Here is a 22,649-nt window from a genome sequence, read left to right as displayed (position 1 = left end):
CGGCCTACGCATTCTCGCTCACATATTCCCCGCTCTCGCGGGGAAATCAAAAGATCGCCCTTTCTCACTCCGCATTAATAATTTGCAGTTCAGCGCTCTTTTGAAGCTGCAACAGCGCCGGGATCAGCATCGCTGAAGCCGACAGGCTATGCCCCAGCTGACACAGGCTTTGTGCCGAAAACTCCAGCACGTTTTTATCGGCGAAAGAAACGAGCGCGTTCCCCAGAAAAGACAGGCCGTGACACAGCCCGGCGCAGCACTCTTCACTGCTGTCCGCCAGCTGTAGAACGTCCTCAGCGCTTAGGTGCGAAAGATCCAGTTTGCGAATGACGTCCGCCAGCTCAGAAGAAAGCAGGTTAGCTTCAGGCAGCATGATGCACCTCCTGCGGTTTACAGGAGACGGACACCAGAGGGAGACTGGCCAACAGGCGACGAGCTTCGGCCTCCGTTGTGGCCGATATGGAAATCAGCTGCTGAATTTCACAGAGCGGGCAGTTGGAACGGACGTTCAGGAAAGTGTAGAGATTTGGATGTGCGTGCGTGATACCATTGGCGGTAGCCATAGCATTACTCCTATTAATGTTGTGGTTAGACGCCTCGGATGTGTTCCAGCACTCCGAGGCGTTGCTTTACTGATTGCTATACATTGATGTACATTTAAAACCAGCAAATAAAATATACACGAGTGATAACCGATGTCAACCAATGAAAACCAAAAAGAGCGATACGTCGTGCAACTTCGTCTCGATGCCGATTTATCGGAAAGGCTGACTATCGCCATGAAAGAAGACGGCGATGACAATAAGGCTGGCTGGATTAAACGGTTACTGCGCAGAGAGCTGGATCGGCGCGGTATTGAGTCAGAAAAATAATTTAGGGTTTATTATCCCCGCTGACGCGGGGAACTCGCCATGCCGACGCATCAATTCGCGACGTTCTGCCGGTTTATCCCCGCTAGCGCGGGGAACTCGACGTGCAAGCCGTTAACAATATCAACCGGAATCGGTTTATCCCCGCTGGCGCGGGGAACTCAACTGTTCGCAGGCATCCCGCCAGCGCTGCTGCGGTTTATCCCCGCTGGCGCGGGGAACTCTGGCTGATGCCATTCCAAAGCTGAACGCCGATCGGTTTATCCCCGCTGGCGCGGGGAACTCAACGTGTGTTTGTGGCTGGTATTTTCCCCCGCCGGTTTATCCCCGCTGGCGCGGGGAACTCGGGCATTGGGTCGCCCGCGGTCAGGTCCCACACGGTTTATCCCCGCTGGCGCGGGGAACTCTTAATATCCTGTGCCTTCACATCCGCGCCGTACGGTTTATCCCCGCTGGCGCGGGGAACTCATTTACTCGCGCTGAAAACGATATCACCCACGCGGTTTATCCCCGCTGGCGCGGGGAACTCATAAAGCTTCGTCATCCGGCGAAGCTTTTTTGCGGTTTATCCCCGCTAGCGCGGGGAACTCGGCCGAGGGACCAGGAAGGGCAATATTCATGGCGGTTTATCCCCGCTGGCGCGGGGAACTCGCTGGAAACAATGGCTCCTATTACGCTCCAGACGGTTTATCCCCGCTGGCGCGGGGAACTCTGTGGCATACGAATCAGAAGGAATTTCCAATCCGGTTTATCCCCGCTGGCGCGGGGAACTCCCTGATTTCGGGGGCGCGTCGGTGTTGCTATTCGGTTTATCCCCGCTGGCGCGGGGAACTCACCTTCGCGCAGTGTTTAACGAACTCAACAGGCGGTTTATCCCCGCTGGCGCGGGGAACTCGGCGGACACCGTCAGCTCCTGATGTTCGAACGCGGTTTATCCCCGCTGGCGCGGGGAACTCGAACATGGGCGTTGCCATGCCTGAGCAGTTCGCGGTTTATCCCCGCTGGCGCGGGGAACTCCGCTGCCTGTTCAGACGTTGAGTGCGGTCATACGGTTTATCCCCGCTGGCGCGGGGAACTCCTGTACGCGTGGGACGTGGGCGGCATGTCTACCGGTTTATCCCCGCTGGCGCGGGGAACTCCCCGTCCAACTTCACACCCCAAGAAAGGTATGACGGTTTATCCCCGCTGGCGCGGGGAATTCAGCATCCTTGTAGAAAGGAATATTGATAGAACCGGTTTATCCCCGCTGGCGCGGGGAATTCGCCCAGCTGTCAGTTGGTTTCAGACATAATAGCGGTTTATCCCCGCTGGCGCGGGGAATTCGTACCAACACCATCAACAGCTGCATGCCCCGCCGGTTTATCCCCGCTGGCGCGGGGAATTCCACACTATAAAGAACGCCTGCCGGTCTCACATCGGTTTATCCCCGCTGGCGCGGGGAATTCCGGACGAGTGCGAGAGAGCATCCCGGCGACGCCGGTTTATCCCCGCTGGCGCGGGGAATTCAAAAGCTCGCGATGAAGGGTATATAAAAAAAACGGTTTATCCCCGCTGGCGCGGGGAATTCTCGGCTAATTGCTGGATCGCACCGGCTACCAACGGTTTATCCCCGCTGGCGCGGGGAATTCGGCTTCTATCAATATCTTCAGCAGCAATCAGGCGGTTTATCCCCGCTGGCGCGGGGAATTCATTAACCGCCTGGTGGAAAATGAGATCGGCAACGGTTTATCCCCGCTGGCGCGGGGAATTCGACAGCACGTCGTTCAGCAAGACCTCAGCACCCGGTTTATCCCCGCTGGCGCGGGGAATTCGTGAAATATCCAGCATGATATGAACGCCGATCGCGGTTTATCCCCGCTGGCGCGGGGAATTCAAACGGTCTCTGGCGACGCTAAACTCCTCCGCCGGTTTATCCCCGCTGGCGCGGGGAATTCTCTAAAACTATCCAATTGATTTTAAAAAAGTTTTATCCACCAATAAAGTCCACCAGCATATCCCTATTTTTAAAGAACGCTAACCCATTAATCACTATAGAAAAAAATATCACGCCTAACGTTCTCCCTTAATCTACCGGAACGGTTTTATTTTAGCCATAGGGTCAAACATTCCGGTGGAAAAATTTCATCTTTATCATTAATAATCAAATAAATAGTGAGATAACTGCTGGCACTCAGTCCGACAGCAGCGGTTCATCCTCTCCGCTTACTGCCAACATACTGACAAAAGCCGCGGCGCGTCAGCCTGCTTTCTACTTTCTTACTTATTCGCCCCAACAATCCCCCTTTCCCGCAGCGCGGCTACCAACTGCGCTACCAGCGCCTCCACCGGCCCTTGGCCATCGAGGTGCGCAGTTGGTGCTAGCGGCGGCTCGTAGGGCAGATCGATGCCGGTAAACTGAGGGATTTCGCCCCGGCGGGCCCTTTGGTAGAGGCCCTTCGGGTCGCGGCGCTCGCACTCTTCCAAGGGCGTATCGACAAACACTTCAATAAACCGCCCCTCCGGCAGCCTTTCGGCAATCTCCGCCCGGTCGCTGCGGTAGGGCGAAATAAAGGCCGCGATCGCTACCAGCCCGGCGTCGACCATCAGCGCCGCGGCTTCGCCGACGCGGCGAATGTTCTCCCGCCGGTCCCGCTCGGAAAACCCTAAATCGCGGCACAGGCCGTGGCGCAGGTTGTCGCCGTCCAGCAGGTAGGTTCTCACCCCCAGCTGGTGCAGCGCCTGTTCGAGCGCCCCGGCAATGGTCGACTTGCCGGAGCCAGACAGCCCGGTCAACCAGACCAGAGCGCCGAGGTGGCCGTTAAGCCCCTCGCGGTCCTGCCTAGATACGGCGTGAGCGTGCCAAACGATGTTATCGGCCATTCCCTTACCCTTCCCCGCTGATGTCGCGCGCGTGCCAGTGCGGATAGTGGCGGCGGATCAGGGCGTTGAGCGCCTTTTCAAACTCTCGGTCGTTAGACGACTCAACCAGCGACGGCGCGGAGGCGATCCCCGGAGTGCGCACCAGCCCCGCGCCGACTGTGACGTTGGTCAGCGGATCGATAAAGATAAAGCTTCCCGTTTCCCGGCAGGTTTCATAGCGGTCTAATAAAAGCGGCTCGTCAAACGCGACGCTGACGGTACCGATGGCGTTTAGCGCCAGCGCCCGCGAGTCGCGCTGCTCAAGGGTATTGATGTCGTACTGATAGGCGATGCGCTCGACGTGCGCCCGGCTTTTTTTACCGGCCAGCTTGATGTCGTAACGATGGCCCGGCGTCAGCGGCGCTTCCGTCATCCAAACGACGTCGACCTCCGCGCCCCAGACGGCCTGCAGGGCAGCGTCATCTTCGGCAACCAGCAGATCGCCTCGGCTCACGTCCACTTCGTCTTCCAGCACCAGCGTCACCGCCTCCCCGGCGGAAGCTTTCGCCAGTTCGCCGTCAAAGGTGACGATGGACTTGATTCGGCTCACCACGCCGGATGGCAGCGCTCGAACCGCCTGCCCTACCCGCACCGTGCCGGACGCAATAGTGCCGGCGTAGCCGCGAAAGTCCAGGTTAGGCCGGTTAACGTACTGCACGGGAAAGCGCAGCGGCGCGTCGGCCCCGTCGCGCTCAACGTCAACCGTTTCCAGTTGCGCCAGCAGGGTGTCGCCCTCATACCAGGGCATATGTTCCCCGACCTCAACCACGTTATCGCCGTCCAACGCTGAGATCGGGACAAAGCTAAAGGTCGCCGCACCCGGCAGGCGTTCGGCGAAGCTCAGATACTGGCTGCGAATTTCCTCAAACCTCGACTGCCGGTAGTCCACCAGATCCATTTTATTGACCGCCACAATCAGGTGGCGAATGCCCAACAGCGTAGCGATAAAGCTGTGACGACGGGTCTGATCCAATACGCCTTTGCGGGCGTCAATCAGCACGATAGCCACGTCGCAGGTCGACGCGCCGGTCGCCATATTGCGGGTGTACTGCTCGTGCCCCGGCGTATCGGCGATGATGAACTTGCGCCTTTCGGTGGAAAAATAGCGGTAGGCCACGTCAATGGTGATGCCCTGCTCGCGCTCGGCCTGCAGGCCGTCCACCAGCAGCGCCAGATCCAGCTTTTCCCCGGCGGTACCGATGCGGCGACTGTCGCTGTGCAGCGTATTTAGCTGATCTTGATAGATCTGCCGGGTATCATGCAGCAGTCGGCCAATCAGCGTGCTTTTACCGTCGTCGACGCTGCCGCAGGTCAAAAAACGCAGCAGCCCCTTGTGCTGTTGCGCATAGAGATAGGCTTCCACGCCGCCCTGCGCGGCAATCTGCTTCGCTACCGCGTCGTTAATAGAAGATGTTGTCGTGCTCATGGGTTCCCCTTAGAAATAGCCCTGGCGTTTTTTCAGCTCCATCGATCCCGCCTTGTCGCGGTCGATCACTCGTCCCTGACGCTCGCTGGTGGTCGACACCAGCATCTCTTCGATGATCGAAGGCAGCGTTGTCGCCTCGGACTCCACGGCGCCGGTCAGAGGCCAACAGCCCAGCGTTCTGAAGCGGACTTTGCGCTGAGCAATCACCTCGCCCGGCTTAAGGTCGATCCGGTCGTCGTCCACCATCATCAGCATGCCGTCTCGCTCCAGAATCGGCCGCTCTTTGGCCAGATACAGCGGTACGATGTCGATATTTTCCAAAAAGATGTACTGCCAAATATCCAGCTCGGTCCAGTTGGAAAGGGGAAATACGCGGATGCTTTCGCCTTTGTCTATCTGGCCGTTATAGTTGCGCCAAAGCTCGGGCCGCTGGTTTTTGGGGTCCCACCTGTGGTGGCCGTCGCGAAACGAATAGATCCGCTCCTTCGCGCGGGAGGCCTCTTCATCACGCCTGGCCCCGCCGAACGCGGCGTCAAAGCCGTATTTATTCAGCGCCTGCTTGAGCCCTTCGGTTTTCATGATGTCGGTATGCTTACTGCTGCCGTGCACGAAGGGATTAATCCCCATCGCCACGCCGTCCGGGTTGCGGTGAACCAGCAGCTCCAAGCCGAACTTCTTGGCCGTTTCATCGCGAAACCGATACATCTCCTGAAACTTCCAGCCGGTGTCGACGTGCAACAGAGGAAACGGCAGCCGACCGGGATAAAAGGCCTTACGCGCTAAATGCAGCATCACCGAAGAGTCTTTGCCGATGGAATAAAGCATGACCGGATTGGAAAACTCGGCCGCGACTTCGCGAATGATGTGAATACTCTCCGCCTCAAGCTGGCGCAGGTGGGTCAACCGTTTTTCGTTCACCTTATCTATCCTCTGTTATTTGCTGCCGACGGCCGCGAGCGCGGGGCGTTGAATATCCTCACCCGCTGACCGTTCGCCAAACCAGCCAAGCTTCGCGTGCAGGGCCGCCACTTCGCCAATCACCAGCAGCGCAGGCGTCGGGGCGCGCTTCGCCAGCGCCTCAAGATCCCCCAGGCTGCCGCTCAGCACCTGCTGATCGGCGCGCGTGCCACGGCCAATCACCGCCACTGGCGTCGAGGGCTCACGCCCGTTTTCTATCAGCCGCTGCTGTATATCTCCCGCCTTCAGCGTTCCCATATACACCGCCAGGGTTTGTTTCCCCTGCGCCAGCTGTCCCCAGTCCAGCCCCTGAGCGCCCGCCTGAGCGTGGCCGGTAATCAGGGTGACGCTCTGCGCGTGCTCTCGGTGGGTCAGCGGGATCCCGGCATAAGCAGCGGCGCCAGCGGCCGCCGTTACCCCAGGAACGACCCGATAGGGAATGCCTGCCTCGACCAGCGTTTCAAGCTCTTCGCCGCCGCGGCCAAAAATAAACGGATCGCCGCCCTTCAGCCTGACGACGCGCTTACCCTTCTTCGCCAATTCCACCAACAGCCGATTGGTTTCTTCTTGAGCCACGCTGTGCGCACCGGCACGCTTGCCGACGCTAATGCGTTCGGCGTCACGGCGTATTAAATTGAGGATGTCCTCCGTCACCAGCGAGTCGTACAGTACGACGTCCGCCTGCTGTATCGCCCGCAGGCCGTTTAGCGTCAAAAGCCCGGCATCGCCCGGCCCGGCGCCGACCAGCGTGACTTCGCCCCCCGGAAAAACGTGCCCGGCAAGGGTGTCGGCAAGCTCGGCTTCGGCTTCTTCCAAGCGATGCGCTTCCACCAGCGAGGTAAAACGCCCGTTGAACAGGCGCTCCCAAAAGCGGCGGCGTTTAGAGACTGACGACAGCCGTTTTTTCACCCGATCGCGCCAGCGGCCCGCAATGTCAGCGCAAAGCCCCAGGCTTTCCGGAAGCAATGCCTCTAATTTTTCGCGCAGAAGCCGCGCCAGCACCGGCGCTTTGCCGCCGGAAGACACCGCCACCACCAGCGGCGAACGGTCGATAATAGAAGGAAAAATAAACGAGCAGCGGTTGGGGTCGTCCACCACGTTAACCAGCCTGCGGCGCTGGTTGGCAGCCTGAAACACGCGGGCGTTTAAAAGCGCGTCGTCGGTCGCCGCGATGACGAGAAACACGTCGTCAAGCTGCTCGGCCTCAAATTCAACGGCCAGCCAGCGTATCTGCCCTTCATCCAGCCGCTGAGCAATCTCTTTCCCCAGCCTTTGGGCAACCACGGCGACTTCAGCGCCGGCGTCAAGCAGCAGGCTGACCTTGCGCGCCGCCACCTCGCCTGCGCCCACTACCAGCACGGGGCGGTGGTGCAAATCGGCAAACAGGGGTAAATAGTCCACGTTGACCTTCCGTTCATTAACAAAGCGATAGCTCGACTATAGAGAGAGGGGAAAAAGGAATGAAATGATGAAAAGGAATTTGATATAGCGGGATGGAATGAAGGGGGATAAGAAATTTTGCTCAGAGCGCTTTTTGCCTTTAGCCCCACAGGTTCGCACACGCATTAACTGAAATATGCAAAGAGAGCAAAAAACAATCAAAATGGAATAAACACAAAATAAATTAATTTTTTCCAAAATTTAAAACAGATACATGACCAGCATTTAAACAATAAATCTGACTTATTGAATGGTGTCACCTCTCACTTTTATACCTTAAACATTTCCTCCAACGCTTTTCCGTGCTTAATTTTACTTAGAGTTAACAAATGAAACATTTTGTATACACAGGAGGACGCTATGGAGACGACACCGCTAACCCCCGCCATTACGACGCCGCCGTCTGCCCGCGGCCTGGCGATTCTCGCCGTGGATATTGTGCTGTTGGTTATTTTGCTCAATACCCTTCCCTTTAACGAAAAGGCCAATCTCGGATTGGCGCTGATGTGCTTTATCGGCGTGCTGTGGCTGACGGAAGCTATTCACATCACCATTACCGCGCTGCTTATCCCGCTAATGGCGGTCGCCTTCGGCCTGCTTAACGCGGACGGCGCGCTAAAGTCTTTTTCCAATCCCATCATCTTTCTTTTCTTCGGCGGCTTTGCGTTAGCCACCGCGCTCCACATTCAGGGCATCGACCGGCTGATTGCCAACCGCGTACTGATGCTGGCTAAAGGGAGGCTTAACGTCGCGGTGCTGATGCTGTTTGGCGTCACTGCACTGCTGTCGATGTGGATAAGCAACACCGCCACCGCCGCCATGATGCTGCCGCTGGCGCTGGGCATTCTGACCAGCCTTGACCCGGAAAAAGATCGCCGGACCTTTATTTTCCTCCTGCTGGGCATTGCCTACAGCGCCAGCATCGGCGGCTTCGGCACCATTGTCGGCAGCCCGCCAAACGCGATAGCGGCTGCGGCGCTCGGCCTGGACTTCTTCACCTGGATGAAATACGGCATTCCCATCATGCTGATACTGATGCCGGTGATGATCGGCCTGCTGTGGCTTATCCTTCGCCCCAACCTGTCGCATAAGGTTGAAATAAAGCGTGAGGAAATCGAATGGACGCAGCCTCGCCTGTTAGCGATGGCGATCTTTGCTCTGACGGTCGTCTGCTGGATATTCAGCGCTCAAATCAGCAAGGCGCTCGGCGGCGTTTCTCAGTTCGATTCGCTTATCGCCGTCGGCGCTGCGGTGCTTATCAGCGTCAGCGGCGTGGCGAACTGGAAGCAGATCCAGGAAAACATGGAATGGGGCGTGCTGATTCTGTTCGGCGGCGGGCTGACGCTGAGCGCCATTCTGAAAGACTCCGGCGCAAGCGTCGTGATGGCTAACGGCATTGCCGACCTGTTTGGCGCCAGCCACTGGTTTATCATCATGCTGGCCGTGGCGACGCTGATTATCTTTCTGACCGAGTTTACCAGCAACACCGCCAGCGCCGCGCTGCTGGTACCGGTATTTGCCACCGTCGCGGAAGCGCTGGGCATGCCTCCGGCCGCGCTGACGCTCATCATCGGCTTTGGCGCATCCTGTGCCTTCATGCTGCCGGTAGCGACGCCGCCCAACGCTATCGTGTTCGGCTCCGGCTTTTTCCGGCAGATGGACATGATCAAGGTCGGCTTCTGGTTAAATTTGGTGAGTATTGCGGTGATTACGATGTTTGCGTGGACATTTTGGAAGTGAGGAAGAATACGCGCGGGTAATTCCCCGCGCGTATTGCTACTTTCTCACCCTTGCGTACTTATCCACATAGTCGCTCGCCAGCGCTTTTGCTCGTTCGACGTCCTGCGGGCTCAGCTTTTGCGCTATCTCCAACTGCTTCACCTTCGCTTCGCTATAGCCGATAACCGCTTCCGCCGCCGCGTACCAGGCGTAGGACTGAACGTAATCCTGCGCTACGCCCTCGCCGTAAAAATAGAGCCCGGCCAGGTTAAACTGGGCTTCCCAAACACCCTGTTCAGCGGCCTTTTGGTACCACTTTGCGGCGACGGCAAAATCCTGCGGCACACCCTGAGCGTTATCGTAGATAGACGCCAGGTTGAACTGCGCCATCGCATGCCCCTGCTCGGCCGCCTGCTGGTAGAACTCCCGCGCCTTACGGTAGTTTTTCGGCAGCCCGCGGCCAAAGTCGTACATCATGCCGAGCGTAAACTGCGCGTCGGCGCTGCCGAGCTTCGCAGCCTGTTCGTACCACATCATCGCCTGCGGATAGTTTTGGGGCACGCCCAGGCCCTTCTCAAACATAACGCCTAGCCGATAAAGCGCGTCGACGTTTCCTCTGTCTGCCGCCTTGTAATACCAGTCAAGCGCTCGAGGGTAGTCCTGTAAAACGCCTTGCCCCTCATCATAGGCTTGCCCGAGGCGAAACATCGCTTCGACGCTTCCTTCGGCAGCCTGCTTTTCCAGCTCGGCGAGCGTAGGTTGGGCCGAAGCAAACGCGGCAAGCGCCCAAAAGGCGCCGCCAACGAAAAGAGAAAGCAGCCGCTGATTCATTGACGAACTCCGTCATCGTTATCATTTAAATTGAAGAAATCATACACAACAAAACGAGGGAAATAGTCACATTATTTTATTAGAATGGCGTCAGGCTTACGCCGTATAGCTAAAGAGCACACCATGAAACTTCATTTTTCCGCCTTTATTTCCCGCCTTTTTTTTGCTGGCGCGTTCTGGTTATTTACTACCTCAGCCCAAAGTTCCCCCGCGCTACCGCCTGCGCAGATAGTCCAAAACTTCTACAGCTGGTATCTCTACGACGGAGAGACGGTGTTTAAGCCGGAGAATCGCAGCACGCTCGACGGGCTGCTTGCTCCTTCGTTGATAGAACAACAGCAAAAGAGTCTGGATAAGCCTAATCAATCAACCGATATCGACTACTTTCTTAAGGTCGGATACTGGGACGACAGCTGGAACCGGGTTGACGTCAAATCAGAAACAATTGACGGCGATAGCGCCCTGCTTACGGTGGAGATCGGCTTTCAGGGCGTATCTACCCCAATAGAAACGCTGGCCGTTACGCTCAGGCAGCAGGAACAGCGGTGGAAAATCTCCGACGTCGCCCTCATTGGCGCTAAAGATCCGTGCAGTACGGAAAACGATACCCGCCCGGAGAAAACCGTCAAGCAGTCGCCGCAGGAAGCGGCCGAAGCATTCTACCGCTGGTATATGTCGATGGAGCTCGCCGAAAAAGAGGCGGAGAACGGCGATGACATCCTTAACTACGTCACGGCCAACTTTTGGGATCAGCTCTACCGCATTCAATATCTGGGCGACGATGAAGGAAACTACTTTACCAAGTCTCAGGACGTGCTTGACGACTGGCGGCACGTTAAAAGCGCGCCAATAAACCAAACGCCGGAAAAGGCGCAGGTCGACATCACGCTCGGCGGCGTTGAGTACCCCGCAAAGCGCCTGAAGGTAACGCTGGTTCCCTATAAGGAGATGTGGAAGGTGTGTGAGATAGAATCCAAAGAAACAAATTAGCGACAAGGACTGTCACCATGACAACGCGAAAAAACGTTGCCTTCGGCGTTACGATAATCGTAATAAGCGGCTTCCTGCTTTGGTCCTCATCCCTTTTTCAAGACTATGTGTATAACCGAGTCCACATTAGCCGCAACATACTCTTAACCTTTTTTTGGCTCCTCCCGGCCAGCGCGTCGTTTTTAGCCTACTTTCGACGCGCCCGCGCGCCGCTATTAATCAGCCTGGGATATATCCTTCTGCTAAGCGGGCTGATGTCGTTAATACATTTGATTCAGGGAGAAATGGGCGTCGCGGTCGATTTTTCGGGAGTAGAGGGGCTGAAGGTTGTCGGATGGATCTACCTTTTCTTTAGCGCCGTTTCAATTGGCATAGGGGGGATGGCGGGAACCGTTGCTCGCGTTGTGTTTCGGGATATTTGCCAATGAAAGCTGCACTATGGGATCCCAGCGGGTTCGATGTTTCTATGAGGGGCAAGTACAACTCTCTCTACGAACTGGAAGAAGACATCCAAACCCTGTCAGGTAGCGCCAACTTCAGCGAACTGAATACGTTAGACTGGTTTTTAGTCGATAAGGACAGCGGAAAGCTTGCCTTTCTATGCTTGACCGTCCCTTCCATCATCACTATTTCAGACCAATGCATCGACGTTAGCAGCCTGCGCGACGTGGCGCTTTCGCGCAGTGTAAAAAACTTTATGTTCAGCGTAGAGCTTCAGGACAGCGCCTTTTTCTCTTTTAACTCAAATCAGCTGACCGTAGCCACCGACTTGTCGCGCTGTTGTTATAAAGCCCAAGTTTCAGGCGACCTCTATTTCCTGCTGGACGAAGGCCTAAACTACTGTGGCTTTGCGTTAACCAACGCAACAAAGCATATTCCAGGCTATCGCGACGGCATCGACGACAGCCCCCTCAATCAGGCTTTATCGCTTATGCTAGGGCTATGCAGCCAGCATGCGTATGACGCCATGGATGAAAAAGACGCCCAGTACCTTTCAATCATCTATCAGTTGGAAAACCTGATCCTGACCCACGGCCAAACCGACGAACGCCTGCTGCTATTAACCGACCTTATCGAAAACCTGAAGTTTACGTTTTACGACTTAGAGTGAATTGGCCTGCAACAGTGTGTCGACATAAATAGAACTCGCTGGAGACACCTCGCAAATTCTACATCTGCCCGTCCACTTTTTCTTTGCAATGCCTTACCGTCCCTTCACATAAAACCGGTGACGACGCAGACCGCGCCTGTATGACGTCGCTGCGGCTTTCACTTTTACAAAACGGGAAAAAAGAAAAATGGACAAATACGCACCGCGCCATGAACACAAAAAGCACGTCCGTCTTGAGCTAAAATCCGGCAGCGGCATTTTGACAAGCATCGAGCAAAGCCCCATAATGCATTACGTTTGTAATACATCACCGAGGCACGCTATGTCATCCGCCAAAACCGCCGTTTTACCCCCCGTACGCGTCACCGCCGATGCGCGACGCGCCGTTGAAGAAGTGCTGTACGAAGGCGAAAGCCTGTCGGCGTTTATCGAACAGTCCATTGAGCTTAACGTCGCCAGAAGGAGAGCGCAGGACGCCTTTATCGCCCGCGGGCTGGCATCTAGAGACGACGCTAAGGTCAGCGGAACTTACTACAACGCCGAGTCCGTCATGACAGACCTGGACGACATCTTAAAGCAGGCGCGGGATAATCATCGCCAATGAGCTACCGCGTTCGCTTTACCCAAGAGGCCAGAGACGACCTGCTTCGGCTGTATGCGTTTCTGGCAGAGCGGGACGTTCAAGCCGCAGAGCGCGCAAAGGAAGCCATCGCCAAGGGGCTAGCCTTATTGCAGGACTTCCCCTTTACCTGCCGCAAGGTTTCTCCAGACGGCTCCCCCTTCCTGCGCGAGCTGTTGATTTCCTTTGGCTCATCCGGCTACGTCGCCCTGTTTGAGATTGACAGCGAAGCCATCGTCACCGTTCTGGCCGTGCGGCACCAGCGAGAGGATGATTACTACTAGATGAAAATAAAAAAGAAAGGCTTTTTCTACCTACTTGCCGTTTTTGGCATCCTGATTTTTGCGGGGCGCCTTTTCACGAACGTTGCAGCCCCAATAGAAGGCAAAGTCGTAGATAGCGTGACCGAACGGCCCATTAGCGGCGTAGTTATTAGCCGACATACCTCAACTGAAAGCAACAGCTGTTCTGCGTCGGCCACAACGAACAAAGAGGGCGAATTCAGGTTTTCCGCCGTATATGACCTGTCTTTACTTTTCCCGTTTATCTCTCCCTGCTCGGATGCGGGAAACAACACGCTGCTTGTTTCTGCGCGAGACTATGAAAGAGCGCTGTACAGCACCGATCCTGACGCGTATATGAGCTATAAATTTTTTACCAAAGCGCAGCAGGTAACGATAGATGCGCCTTCGCTGCCCGATAAAATACGCATTACGCTCAGGCCGACAGGCAAATAGCGACCTTACTCCTCATGCAGCCCGCACTCCCGCTTCAGGCCGAAAAAGCGCGTTTCTTCTTCGCTCATGCCCGGCTCCCACCTGCGGCTGGTGTGGGTATCGCCGACCGACAGGTAGCCCTGCTCCCACAGCGGGTGATAGCTCAGGCCGTGCTCTTGCAAATAGCGGTAAACCTGCCGATTGTCCCAGTCAATAATCGGCAGCAGCTTAAAGATGCCGCGGGAAATCGCCAGCACCGGAAGCCTGCTTCGGCTGCCGGACTGCTCGCGCCTCAGGCCGGAAAACCATACCGACGCGTTCAGCTCGGACAGCGCCCGGTTCATCGGCTCGACCTTGTTTAACTGGTTGTAACGCTCGATGCCCTCAACGCCCTGCTCCCACAGCTTGCCGTAGCGCTCCTCCTGCCAGGCGGGCGACGTCGCGGCGCGATAGATTTTAAGGTTCAGGCCCAGCCGTTCAGTGAGCTCGTCAATAAAGCGATAGGTTTCAGGGAACAGATATCCGGTGTCGGTGAGGATCACCGGGATATCCGGCCGCAGGCGAGTGACCAGATGCAGGCTGACCGCCGCCTGTATGCCGAAGCTTGACGACAGCACCTTGTTCTCGGGAAGATTCTCCAAAGCCCAGGCCACCCGCGCCTCCGCGCTAAGCCCCTCAAGATGACGGTTAGTCTGCGCCAGTGCGGCCCGCTGCTGCTCCCGGTCGAGGGTATTCAACCAGGCCAAGTCTAAATTCAACATCGTTTCGCCCTCCACCTAACGCTTTTAGTCATAAAAATCGCGAGCAGAATCTATCACCGGCTTAACGACGCCGGTGCGAACGACAAAGTCGCCAAAGCCTTCCTGCGCCTCTCGCCCATTGGCCCACAGGGCAATCAGCTCGTCGAGTTCAGCTAGGATCTGCGTCGACGTCAGGTTCTCGCGGTACATGCGCGGAATGCGCGTGCCTTCGCGGTTACCGCCGATATGCAGGTTATAGCGGTCCAACGCTTTGCCCACCAGCCCTACCTCCGCCAGCATCGCCCGCCCACAGCCGTTGGGGCAGCCGGTCACGCGCAGGATGATGTGCTCATCGGCAAGCCCGCGCTTTGCCATCAGCGCTTCGATTTGGGTAACAAACTCCGGCAAAAAGCGCTCCGCCTCCGCCATCGCCAGCGGGCAGGTGGGAAACGCGACGCAGGCCATGGAGTTTTTACGCTGCTCGCTCACTCCGTCGTCAATCAGGCCGTGCTCTCGCGCAATCCCTTCAATCAGCGCCTTGTCTTCGGGCGCGACGCCGGCCACAATCAGGTTCTGGTTGGCCGTCAGGCGGAAGTCGCCTTTATGCACTTTAGCGATTTGGGCTACGCCGCTTTTTAGCGGTTTGCCGGGATAGTCCAACAGGCGGCCGTTTTCAATAAACAGCGTCAGGTGCCATCGCCCGTCGATACCCTCGATCCAGCCGATGCGATCGCCGCGGTGGGTGAAGACGTAGGGAACCGTTGGCTCAAAGTTCACGCCCGCACGCTTCTCCACTTCGGCCTTAAACGCCTCAACGCCGAAGCGCTCAAGGGTGTATTTGGTCTTGGCGTTTTTACGTTCGGAGCGATTGCCCCAGTCGCGCTGGGTAGTGACCACCGCTTCGGCTATCTCCAGCGTATGCTCCAGAGCGATGAAGCCAAACTCGGACGCCTTGCGCGGATAAGTTTGCTTATCGCCATGGGTCATCGCCAGACCGCCCCCCACCAGAACGTTAAACCCTGTCAGGCGGCCGTTTTCCCCTACGGCAACGAAGTTGAGATCGTTGGCGTGCAGGTCGACGTCGTTATCCGGCGGGATCACAACGCTGGTTTTAAACTTACGCGGCAGGTAGGTCTCTCCGAGTATCGGCTCCTCCTCTTCGGTAGCCAGCTTTTCGCCGTCCAGCCAGATTTCCGCATAGGCGCGCGTTTTCGGCAGCAGGTGTTCCGAAATTTTCTTCGCCCACTCGTAAGCCTCCTGATGCAGCGCCGACTGCACCGGGTTAGAGGTGCAGAGCACGTTGCGGTTTACGTCACCCGCGGTGGCGATAGAGTCCAGCCCCAGCTGGCTCAACATCCGGTGCGCGGACTTAATTTTGCCCTTCAGCACGCCGTGAAACTGGAAGGTTTGCCGCGTCGTCAGCCGGATACTGCCGTAGAGCGTCTCCTCCCCGGCAAAGCGGTCGATGCCCAGCCACTGTTGAGGCGTAATGATGCCGCCGGGCAGCCGACAGCGCAGCATCACGTTTAGCAGCGGCTCAAGCTTCTGTTCGGCCCGTTCGGCCCGAATGTCGCGATCGTCCTGTTGGTACATGCCGTGAAAGCGAATAAGCTGAAAGTTGTCGCCGCGAAAGCCGCCGGTCAGGCCGTCCTTTAAATCTTCGGCAATCGTGCCGCGCAGCAAGTTGCTGTCGCGCTTAAGGCGTTCGTTGTCGGATGGCGGCCCCAAAGGCTCGCCGGGCTGTCGTTGTTCATTGCTCATTAGTAAACGTCCCGCTGGTAGCGCTTCTCAAGGCGCAATTCGGTTAAAAAATCGTCGGCCTGCTCTGACGTCAGGCTGCCGTGGGTTGAAGCGATATCCAGTAAGGCCTGTTCTACGTCCTTCGCCATACGGCCGGCATCGCCGCAGACGTAAAGGTGCGCGCCGTCCTGAAGCCAGCGCCAAAGCTCTGCGCCGTTCTCGCGCAGCCTGTCCTGTACGTAAACCTTTTGCTCGGCGTCCCGCGACCATGCAAGATCAATGCGCGTCAGCAGGCCGCTCTTTGCGTAGCGCTGCCACTCCACCTGATAAAGGAAGTCGGAGGTAAAGTGCGGATTGCCAAACAGCAGCCAGTTTTTGCCCGCGGCGCCGGTTGCCTCGCGCTCCTGCATAAAGGCGCGAAACGGGGCAATGCCGGTGCCGGGGCCAATCATTACCACCGGCGTGTTGGGGTCGTCCGGCAGGCGGAAGTTGTCGTTTTTCTCAACGAACACCGCGATATCGCTCTCTTCCTGCAGCCTGTCGGCCAGATAGCCGGACGCGCCGCCGGTGCGCTCTTCATCATCAACGCGATAGCGCACTACGCCGACCGTTAGATGAACTTCGCTGCCTACCTCTTCCTGCGAAGAGGCGATGGAATAGAGCCTCGGCGTCAGAGGGCGCAGCATCGCCAACAGATCGGCGGCAGCGATGCGCACAGGCGTTCGCTTTACCATATCGACAATCGGCGTGGTTTCTGCATAGGCCGCAAGCGCCGCCTTATCATTAATTAGGGCGCTGAGCGCCTCGCTGTCGGCATGTTGGGCATAGCGTTCAACAACGGACGGCGCGTTTTGCGTCAGCTCATAGTGGTAGGTCAGCGCATCGCGAAGCGTCTGCACTTTTCCCTGAACCTCAACCGACTCTTCGCCGGTCAGGGACAGCGGCTGCAAAATCGCATCAATAAGCTTGGGGTCATTTTGAAACCAGACGCCCAGCGCGTCGCCGGGGCGGTAGCTCAGGCCGGAGTCGCCGAGGTCAATCTCGATATGGCGGACGTCCTTTTCGGAGTCCCGACCGGTGATTTTTTGGTTTACGCTCAGAGAAGCCACCAGCGGCTGCTCGCGGCTATAGCGTTCGGCCTCTCCAACGCCGCTTGCGGCAACGGCAGAAACGGCCGCCGTTGATTTAACGTCGCCCAGTTCTTGCTTCAGCCGTTCAACCACCTTTTCGCGCCATGCCTGTGCCAGCGCCTGATAGTCAACGTCAGCGTCCACTCTCTCCAGCAGGCGGTCGGCCCCCAGTTCGGCAAGGCGCGCGTCAACGTCTTTTCCCGTCTGACAAAAGTTTTCATAGCTGCGATCGCCCAGGCCAAAAACGGCGAACGCGGTGTTCGCAAGCGTCGGCGCTTTTTTAGAGAACAGAAACTTGTGCAGCGCTATCGCTTCTTCCGGCGGTTCCCCCTCCCCCTGAGTGGAAGCGACCACCACCAGAAAGCGCTCTTTGTCTATCTGCTTAAACTTGTAGTCCGCGGCGTTAACCAGCGTTACGGCAAGCCCCGCCTGATGCAGGTCGTCTTTCAACTGTGCCGCCAGCCTGCGGGCGTTGCCCGTCTGCGAAGCGGAAAGCACGGTTACCGTCACCTGTGGCAATGCGCCGGCGGCGGAAGTTAACGGTAAAACTTGCGCGCTTTCCTGCCCCTGCGCCGCAATTCCCCAAAGGTAGCCGGACACCCACGCCAGCTGCTGCGACGTCATACCCGAGATGGCTGAAGAAAGCTGAGTCAGCTGCTCTTGCGGTATAGGGAGAAGCGGTACGGACGTTGCCTTGTCAAACATAACGGTACGGATTCCTGAATGGTTGTTTTACGTAAGAATATCCATCCAAATGTCCGGCAATAAAGAATGGTTAGGCATATTTCATAATCAAAAAGCATATGGCTTCACCACCTGCCCCCTTCTTTCTCCCGTTTGAAAAGTCATTGCGATTTTATATATTATATATAATATATGATTAACCAATGCCAATCAGAGGATAATAAAATGAGAGAACTGGGCATTACCTACGAAGAGGTTTACGACCTTCTTCACCGCGCCTGTACGACGATCTCCCCCGATGTGCTCCACCTGATGAAAAATGCCGCTCGAGAAGAAACGCATCAGGAAGCCAGGGTTTTTCTGGAAACAATGATCGATAACGTCGCTCAAGCAACCCAAAAAGATAAGCCGGTTTGCCAGTCGCCCGGTTTTCCTACCGTTTGGATCCGCTTCGGGCAGGCGTTTAATATGGACCCGCTGCTAAGCTATCTCCCCCGAGCGCTGACCGAAGCCACTAAAGCGGGATTGATTCGCCCTAGCATCGTCCACCCGCTGACGCGCCATAACCCCGGCGACAGCACGGGCCTCGGCGTCCCTAACGTTGAGCTGCAGCACGTTCCCAATCAGGAATATGTAGAAATCATCATGAGCGCGAAAGGATGCGGCGCCGAGCTTGGCAACGTGTCAAAAATTCTGACCCCGGCGACGCTTGGGAAAAACTACGAAGGATTAAAGCGGCTGGTATTGGACACCGTGATTAACGCCGGCGGCTTCCCCTGCCCTCCGTCCGCTATTGGCATCGGTCTGGGCGGACAAATGGACGTCAGCGCCAAGCTGAGCCGCGAAGCCATCAGTACCCGCAACTGGCTAGACCACAATCCCGATCCTCTGCTCGACCAGCTGGAAACCGAGCTGCTGGAGGATATCAACAGGCTGGGCGTGGGCCCGGCGGGGATCGGAGGAAAAACCACGACGCTGGCGGTCAAAATGGCCTATGCGGCAACTCACACCGCTATCTGCCCGGTCACCATCAATTTCCACTGCTGGGTCGCCCGGCGTTTCGGCGTTCGCATTTATCCGGACGGCCGTCGTGAATCACTCTTTCAGGTGGAGGAATAATCATGGCTATTTATGAACTCACGCTCCCTTTGGCTGATGAGGCGATAGAGCAGTTGAGCGTCGGCGACGCGGTCTACCTGACCGGCACCGTCTGCACCGCTCGAGACATGGCCCACCTTAACATGCGCGAACTGGCGGACAGCCAGCGGCCGCTGCCGGAAAACCTTCAGGGAGGCGCTATTTTTCACGCCGGCCCGGTGATGGTGAAAGACGACCAAGACCGCTGGCAGCTTCGCGTCATCGGCCCAACCACCTCGATCCGCATGGAGCCACACGCCGACTTTGTCGGCCAACAGGGCATCAAGCTCATCATTGGTAAAGGCGGCATGGCGGCCGACAGCCTGGCGGCGTTTAAAAAATACAAGCAGGCCTATTTACAGGCCGCACCGGGCTGCGCAGTGGTGCTGGCGGAAGGCGTTAAGCGCGTTAAGGCCGTGCACTGGCTGGAAAACGGCATGCCCGAAGCCATGTGGGTGATGGACGTCAAGCGCTTCGGCCCGTTTATCGTCACCATGGACTGCAAGGGCAACAGCCGCTATGACGACGTGAAGGCGAACGCCAGAGAAAAAGCGGACGAAATCATGAAAGAGAAAGGTTGAGTTTGTTCGGCGGGAAAAGGCTGCCTGGCCTAACCCGCCCCATTTTCGTATTTGGCGATATGACTTAAATATCCGGATCCGGTTTGAATATTTGGTCAAACAGCTCTTGCGCTTCACGCTGAGCCTGCTCCAGCACAAGCGGCTTTAGCTGACGGGAAAGATTATCGCGCTGAACCATCGCACTATCCCGACCAAACGCGCTGGCTAGAGAGAACCAGACATAGGCGGCCTGCGGATCGGCCTTGGTTCCTATGCCCTTCAGATAACATTCTGCAAGGTTGTATTGTGCATTAGCCACGCCCTGTATCGCCGAACGTTTAAAATAGGAGAAGGCTAAAGGAAGATTTTTAGCACCTCCTTCACCATCACGGAATCTTCCTCCCATATAGTTAAGAGAATACTTTTCCCCACCCTGAGCCGCCAGCGCAAAATATTTATTGCCTTTATCCTTGTCAATCGCCACGCTCATTCCATGGTAATAACCATATGCAAGATAGTACTGTGCTTCAGCATCGCCCTTCTCCGCCGCCGCGCTAAACCACTTCATCGCCAGAGGATAATTTTTTTCGACGCCTATTTCATTTCCATACATTAACCCCAGTCTAACCATAGACTGAATGTCTCCCCCTTCAGCCTGTGCTTGCATAATTTTAAAATTAGCCTCGGGATCGGGTTCCGTCACGGGAATTAGCTTTGCAAAGCGCTGATTCAGCGTCTGCTCATTGTCTTTTATCGCTTGTTTATACTGTTTGAAGAGTCGCTCAGCCTGCTTCTTTTGATCGGGCGTTAGCGAATTAACAACGCTGTTTTTACTCGCCGTAACAATACTTGCAGGCCGATCCTTTTCGGCTGCCACCATCAACCACGCCCCAGCTAATACGCTGTTTTGAGGAATGCCGTCACCAGAAGCATACATATCGCCGACAAAAAATTGCGCGCTGCCATAGTCAGCCAATGCGGCTTTTTGCGCCCAAAAGAACGTCTTGGTATTATCAACCCGCCGTAGGCCGGTACTGTCTGCACCAGTGCCATTCTTGAATTTGAGAGCTAACGTCACCTGAGATTTTGGATCGCCGCGACGTGCGGCCTGATTCAGCCAGTAGTTGGATAAGTCTTCCCTGTCGCGCTCAAAAAGCATACCCAGTGCATATTGCGCAGAAATATCGCCTCGAACCGCCGATTTCTTATACCATTCGATGCTTTTCTCTTTATTTCTTTCAACGCCGATACCGTTAATATACAGATATCCCATATAGCCCTGCGCAATGGTATCCCCACCCTCAGCCGCATTTTTCAGCCAAGCGACAGCGCGTTGTTTATCGCTGGCCGAACGTTCTTCCTGTTTAAGATATAGAATGCCGAGGTTTCGTTGAGCGTCAATGTCGCCGCTATCGGCCTGCAAACGGAGTGAGGAAAACTCATCCTGCCCGACGACGCATGCGGCAATAGATACGGTAAAGAGCACGCATAGCAGCTGAATCAATCTTTTCACTTCATTCCCTTTTATTACATTACGGTGTTCCATGGCTCAAAACACCCGTCGCGAAAAGCAACCGGCAGTCTGCCTTTCCTTTATTTACTGATATTTACTGAGCTTCTTCCTGCTCTTTAAGCAGATTAGAAAAATAGGCGTGCAGCTTGTCGTAAGAACGGGCCTTGTGCTTAAGCATCAGCTCGGCCATCTCTTTGCCCTTCTTCTGCTCAATCAGGCGAATCATCTCACGGTGTTCTTCCAGAGAAACGCTGACGACTTCGGGAAACAGGTCAAAGATAGTTTTGGTGCGCCGCTCGTTGCGCAACAGCTCGCTGAGCAGCTTTTTTAGATAGGTGTTGTCGCTGGCTTCGACGATAAGCTGATGGAATTCGCGGTTAGCGGTAGAGTAGTCGCTGTAGTTTTGCTCTTGCGCCATTTTTACGCATTTCTCATACACCGCTTCCAACGCGGCCACCAGCTCCGGCGTGGCGTTTTCCGCCGCTAAGCGCGCCGCCAGCGGCTCCAGCGTTTTGCGGATTTCCAGCATGTCCTGCATGTCTTTAACCGAGAGCTTCTTCACTCTGGAACCCTTGTGCGGGCTCATCTCGATGAGATCTTCCGCCGCCAGCTCCTTGAGCGCTTCCCGCACGGGAATATCGCTGCTGTCATACATCCCCGCCAGCTGGTGGATAACCAAACGGGCGTCGGCCTTCAGCTCACCGGATAAAATCTTATGCTTCAAATCGAAGTAAATCGTCTTTGCTTTTGTTTTCGTTATCATCGTCATGGGAAACCAAGCGTAAGGTGTCGGGCGGGAAAGCCGCTGCTATGAGCACAATTTTACTAAATAGACGGGAAAAAGAGTAGAATACTTTTTATTCATAGACGGTTAGCGTACAGGGAACGACAGCATGTTTGAAGAACATATCGCCAACAGCATGCGGCTTTTAGAGAATAACGGCATTTTTCTAACCGAAGGCATGACGGAGCAAGAAATTGAAAAAGCGGAGCGCTGCTATAACATCACGTTTCCCACCGACTATCGCGCGTTTTTATCCATCTGTCTGCCGCTGTACGACTATGACTATACCGACTGGCGAAATACCTCGGATAAATACGTTAGCCATATCAAATGTAAAATGTACGACGAGACCATCGACGGCGTGTTATACACCATAACCAGGCTGGGTGGATGGCCGGATGCCTGGGGAATACGTCCCCCTAGCGATGACGAAGCAATTGCATTGGCCAAAAATCAAATACGGCAAACACCGCTTTTTATTCCGATCAACTCCAACAGGTATCTTTCTTTATCTCCGCATCAAAGCGGAAACTCGGTCTATTCGATTCATCAAGGAGATGATGTCATATGTTACGGCAAAGATATTTGGGACTATTTTAGCCTTCGCTATGGCGATGATAATGAAAGGCACGTCAATCTGAAGGAGGCGTCTGAACCCGTCCCTCAATACAATACGTTCGTTTATCACAGCATCAACAACTTCTTTTATCAGGGAAACCGCTATTTCGACGAAAGCGGAATGCCGATTAATCGGGAAGCGGCTTAAAGGATAAAGGCGTTTGATG

The 22,649-nt window shown here is 55.8% G+C and carries 23 protein-coding genes and 1 CRISPR repeat array; of the genes, 11 read left to right on the top strand and 12 right to left on the bottom strand.

Going from position 1 to position 22,649, the window contains the following annotated elements:
• Window positions 1-64: 64 nt before the first annotated feature.
• Complete coding sequence (locus V8L73_RS06665) at window positions 65-373, bottom strand: hypothetical protein (RefSeq protein ID WP_347254447.1); 309 nt, start codon at window positions 371-373, stop codon at window positions 65-67.
• The gene (locus V8L73_RS06660) at window positions 363-563 is read right to left on the bottom strand and encodes a hypothetical protein (RefSeq protein ID WP_027274333.1); all 201 of its coding nucleotides are present in this window, start codon (window positions 561-563) and stop codon (window positions 363-365) included. Before V8L73_RS06660 ends, V8L73_RS06665 begins: the two co-directional genes overlap by 11 nt.
• Before the next feature lie 168 nt (window positions 564-731).
• On the opposite strand from V8L73_RS06660, the gene V8L73_RS06655 reads away from it, so the two are divergent.
• Window positions 732-872, top strand: coding sequence for a hypothetical protein (locus V8L73_RS06655; RefSeq protein ID WP_347254446.1), 141 nt, complete (start codon window positions 732-734; stop codon window positions 870-872).
• A 7-nt stretch (window positions 873-879) separates the two neighbouring features.
• A CRISPR array of direct repeats spans window positions 880-2,803; the repeat unit is 29 nt; unit sequence CGGTTTATCCCCGCTGGCGCGGGGAACTC.
• 322 nt (window positions 2,804-3,125) lie between these two features.
• Here the strand turns inward: V8L73_RS06655 and cysC are convergent.
• The 4 genes from cysC to cysG are packed head-to-tail and all read right to left on the bottom strand — an operon-like array spanning window position 3,126 to window position 7,551.
• Entirely contained in the window at window positions 3,126-3,728 is a 603-nt protein-coding gene (cysC, locus tag V8L73_RS06650) for an adenylyl-sulfate kinase (protein ID WP_347254445.1), read from the bottom strand.
• 4 nt (window positions 3,729-3,732) lie between these two features.
• Window positions 3,733-5,172 carry a sulfate adenylyltransferase subunit CysN gene (cysN, locus tag V8L73_RS06645; protein WP_347254799.1) on the bottom strand — a complete coding sequence of 480 codons (1,440 nt, stop codon included), beginning with the start codon at window positions 5,170-5,172 and terminating at the stop codon, window positions 3,733-3,735.
• Between the two features lie 30 nt (window positions 5,173-5,202).
• Window positions 5,203-6,111 carry a sulfate adenylyltransferase subunit CysD gene (cysD, locus tag V8L73_RS06640; protein ID WP_261831512.1) on the bottom strand — a complete coding sequence of 303 codons (909 nt, stop codon included), beginning with the start codon at window positions 6,109-6,111 and terminating at the stop codon, window positions 5,203-5,205.
• A gap of 15 nt (window positions 6,112-6,126) precedes the next feature.
• A complete protein-coding gene (gene cysG, locus V8L73_RS06635; protein WP_347254444.1) occupies window positions 6,127-7,551 on the bottom strand; it encodes a siroheme synthase CysG in 1,425 nt (474 codons plus the stop codon).
• A gap of 399 nt (window positions 7,552-7,950) precedes the next feature.
• On the opposite strand from cysG, the gene V8L73_RS06630 reads away from it, so the two are divergent.
• The gene (locus V8L73_RS06630; RefSeq protein ID WP_347254443.1) at window positions 7,951-9,330 is read left to right on the top strand and encodes a DASS family sodium-coupled anion symporter; all 1,380 of its coding nucleotides are present in this window, start codon (window positions 7,951-7,953) and stop codon (window positions 9,328-9,330) included.
• Window positions 9,331-9,366: 36 nt separating this feature from the next.
• On the opposite strand, the gene V8L73_RS06625 is transcribed toward V8L73_RS06630, so the two are convergent.
• Window positions 9,367-10,140 (bottom strand): tetratricopeptide repeat protein, encoded by a 774-nt coding sequence (locus tag V8L73_RS06625; RefSeq protein ID WP_347254442.1) that lies wholly within the window; start codon window positions 10,138-10,140, stop codon window positions 9,367-9,369.
• A 123-nt stretch (window positions 10,141-10,263) separates the two neighbouring features.
• Between V8L73_RS06625 and V8L73_RS06620 the strand changes: the two genes are divergently transcribed.
• The 6 genes from V8L73_RS06620 (at window position 10,264) to V8L73_RS06595 (ending at window position 13,597) form a co-directional block, all read left to right on the top strand.
• Complete coding sequence (locus tag V8L73_RS06620; RefSeq protein WP_347254441.1) at window positions 10,264-11,130, top strand: DUF3828 domain-containing protein; 867 nt, start codon at window positions 10,264-10,266, stop codon at window positions 11,128-11,130.
• A gap of 17 nt (window positions 11,131-11,147) precedes the next feature.
• Window positions 11,148-11,558, top strand: a complete 411-nt coding sequence (locus tag V8L73_RS06615) for a hypothetical protein (protein WP_347254440.1) — start codon at window positions 11,148-11,150, stop codon at window positions 11,556-11,558.
• Window positions 11,555-12,241 (top strand): hypothetical protein, encoded by a 687-nt coding sequence (locus V8L73_RS06610; protein ID WP_347254439.1) that lies wholly within the window; start codon window positions 11,555-11,557, stop codon window positions 12,239-12,241. Before V8L73_RS06615 ends, V8L73_RS06610 begins: the two co-directional genes overlap by 4 nt.
• 322 nt (window positions 12,242-12,563) lie before the next feature.
• A complete protein-coding gene (locus V8L73_RS06605) occupies window positions 12,564-12,845 on the top strand; it encodes a YlcI/YnfO family protein (protein ID WP_347254438.1) in 282 nt (93 codons plus the stop codon).
• Entirely contained in the window at window positions 12,842-13,144 is a 303-nt protein-coding gene (locus tag V8L73_RS06600; RefSeq protein ID WP_261831499.1) for a type II toxin-antitoxin system RelE/ParE family toxin, read from the top strand. Before V8L73_RS06605 ends, V8L73_RS06600 begins: the two co-directional genes overlap by 4 nt.
• Complete coding sequence (locus tag V8L73_RS06595; protein ID WP_347254437.1) at window positions 13,145-13,597, top strand: hypothetical protein; 453 nt, start codon at window positions 13,145-13,147, stop codon at window positions 13,595-13,597. It abuts the gene before it with no gap.
• A 5-nt stretch (window positions 13,598-13,602) separates the two neighbouring features.
• Here the strand turns inward: V8L73_RS06595 and V8L73_RS06590 are convergent, their stop codons facing one another.
• The 3 genes from V8L73_RS06590 to cysJ are packed head-to-tail and all read right to left on the bottom strand — an operon-like array spanning window position 13,603 to window position 17,891.
• Window positions 13,603-14,337, bottom strand: coding sequence for a phosphoadenylyl-sulfate reductase (locus tag V8L73_RS06590; protein WP_027274321.1), 735 nt, complete (start codon window positions 14,335-14,337; stop codon window positions 13,603-13,605).
• 24 nt (window positions 14,338-14,361) lie between these two features.
• Window positions 14,362-16,077 (bottom strand): assimilatory sulfite reductase (NADPH) hemoprotein subunit, encoded by a 1,716-nt coding sequence (gene cysI / locus V8L73_RS06585; protein WP_347254436.1) that lies wholly within the window; start codon window positions 16,075-16,077, stop codon window positions 14,362-14,364.
• A complete protein-coding gene (gene cysJ / locus V8L73_RS06580) occupies window positions 16,077-17,891 on the bottom strand; it encodes an NADPH-dependent assimilatory sulfite reductase flavoprotein subunit (RefSeq protein WP_347254435.1) in 1,815 nt (604 codons plus the stop codon). The genes cysI and cysJ overlap by 1 nt, the downstream gene beginning before the upstream one ends.
• A 204-nt stretch (window positions 17,892-18,095) precedes the next feature.
• On the opposite strand from cysJ, the gene V8L73_RS06575 reads away from it, so the two are divergent.
• Together V8L73_RS06575 and V8L73_RS06570 are read left to right on the top strand one after the other, a co-directional pair.
• Entirely contained in the window at window positions 18,096-18,989 is an 894-nt protein-coding gene (locus V8L73_RS06575; RefSeq protein WP_027274318.1) for a fumarate hydratase, read from the top strand.
• A 2-nt stretch (window positions 18,990-18,991) separates the two neighbouring features.
• On the top strand, window positions 18,992-19,588 hold the full coding sequence (locus tag V8L73_RS06570; RefSeq protein WP_347254434.1) for a FumA C-terminus/TtdB family hydratase beta subunit: 597 nt from the start codon (window positions 18,992-18,994) through the stop codon (window positions 19,586-19,588).
• Window positions 19,589-19,652: 64 nt separating this feature from the next.
• On the opposite strand, the gene V8L73_RS06565 is transcribed toward V8L73_RS06570, so the two are convergent.
• Both V8L73_RS06565 and V8L73_RS06560 read right to left on the bottom strand, forming a co-directional pair.
• Window positions 19,653-21,113, bottom strand: coding sequence for a tetratricopeptide repeat protein (locus V8L73_RS06565; protein ID WP_347254433.1), 1,461 nt, complete (start codon window positions 21,111-21,113; stop codon window positions 19,653-19,655).
• Between the two features lie 61 nt (window positions 21,114-21,174).
• Window positions 21,175-21,849: a GntR family transcriptional regulator gene (locus tag V8L73_RS06560; RefSeq protein ID WP_347254432.1), complete on the bottom strand. Its 675-nt coding sequence runs from the start codon at window positions 21,847-21,849 to the stop codon at window positions 21,175-21,177.
• 124 nt (window positions 21,850-21,973) lie between these two features.
• On the opposite strand from V8L73_RS06560, the gene V8L73_RS06555 reads away from it, so the two are divergent.
• Window positions 21,974-22,630 (top strand): SMI1/KNR4 family protein, encoded by a 657-nt coding sequence (locus V8L73_RS06555; protein WP_347254431.1) that lies wholly within the window; start codon window positions 21,974-21,976, stop codon window positions 22,628-22,630.
• Window positions 22,631-22,649: the final 19 nt, after the last annotated feature.

The organism is Leminorella grimontii (genome assembly GCF_039789245.1).
GTDB classification, from domain to species: domain Bacteria; phylum Pseudomonadota; class Gammaproteobacteria; order Enterobacterales; family Enterobacteriaceae; genus Leminorella; species Leminorella grimontii.
Note: the sequence above shows the minus strand (reverse complement) of the source record. Positions and strands in the feature narration are given on the sequence as shown.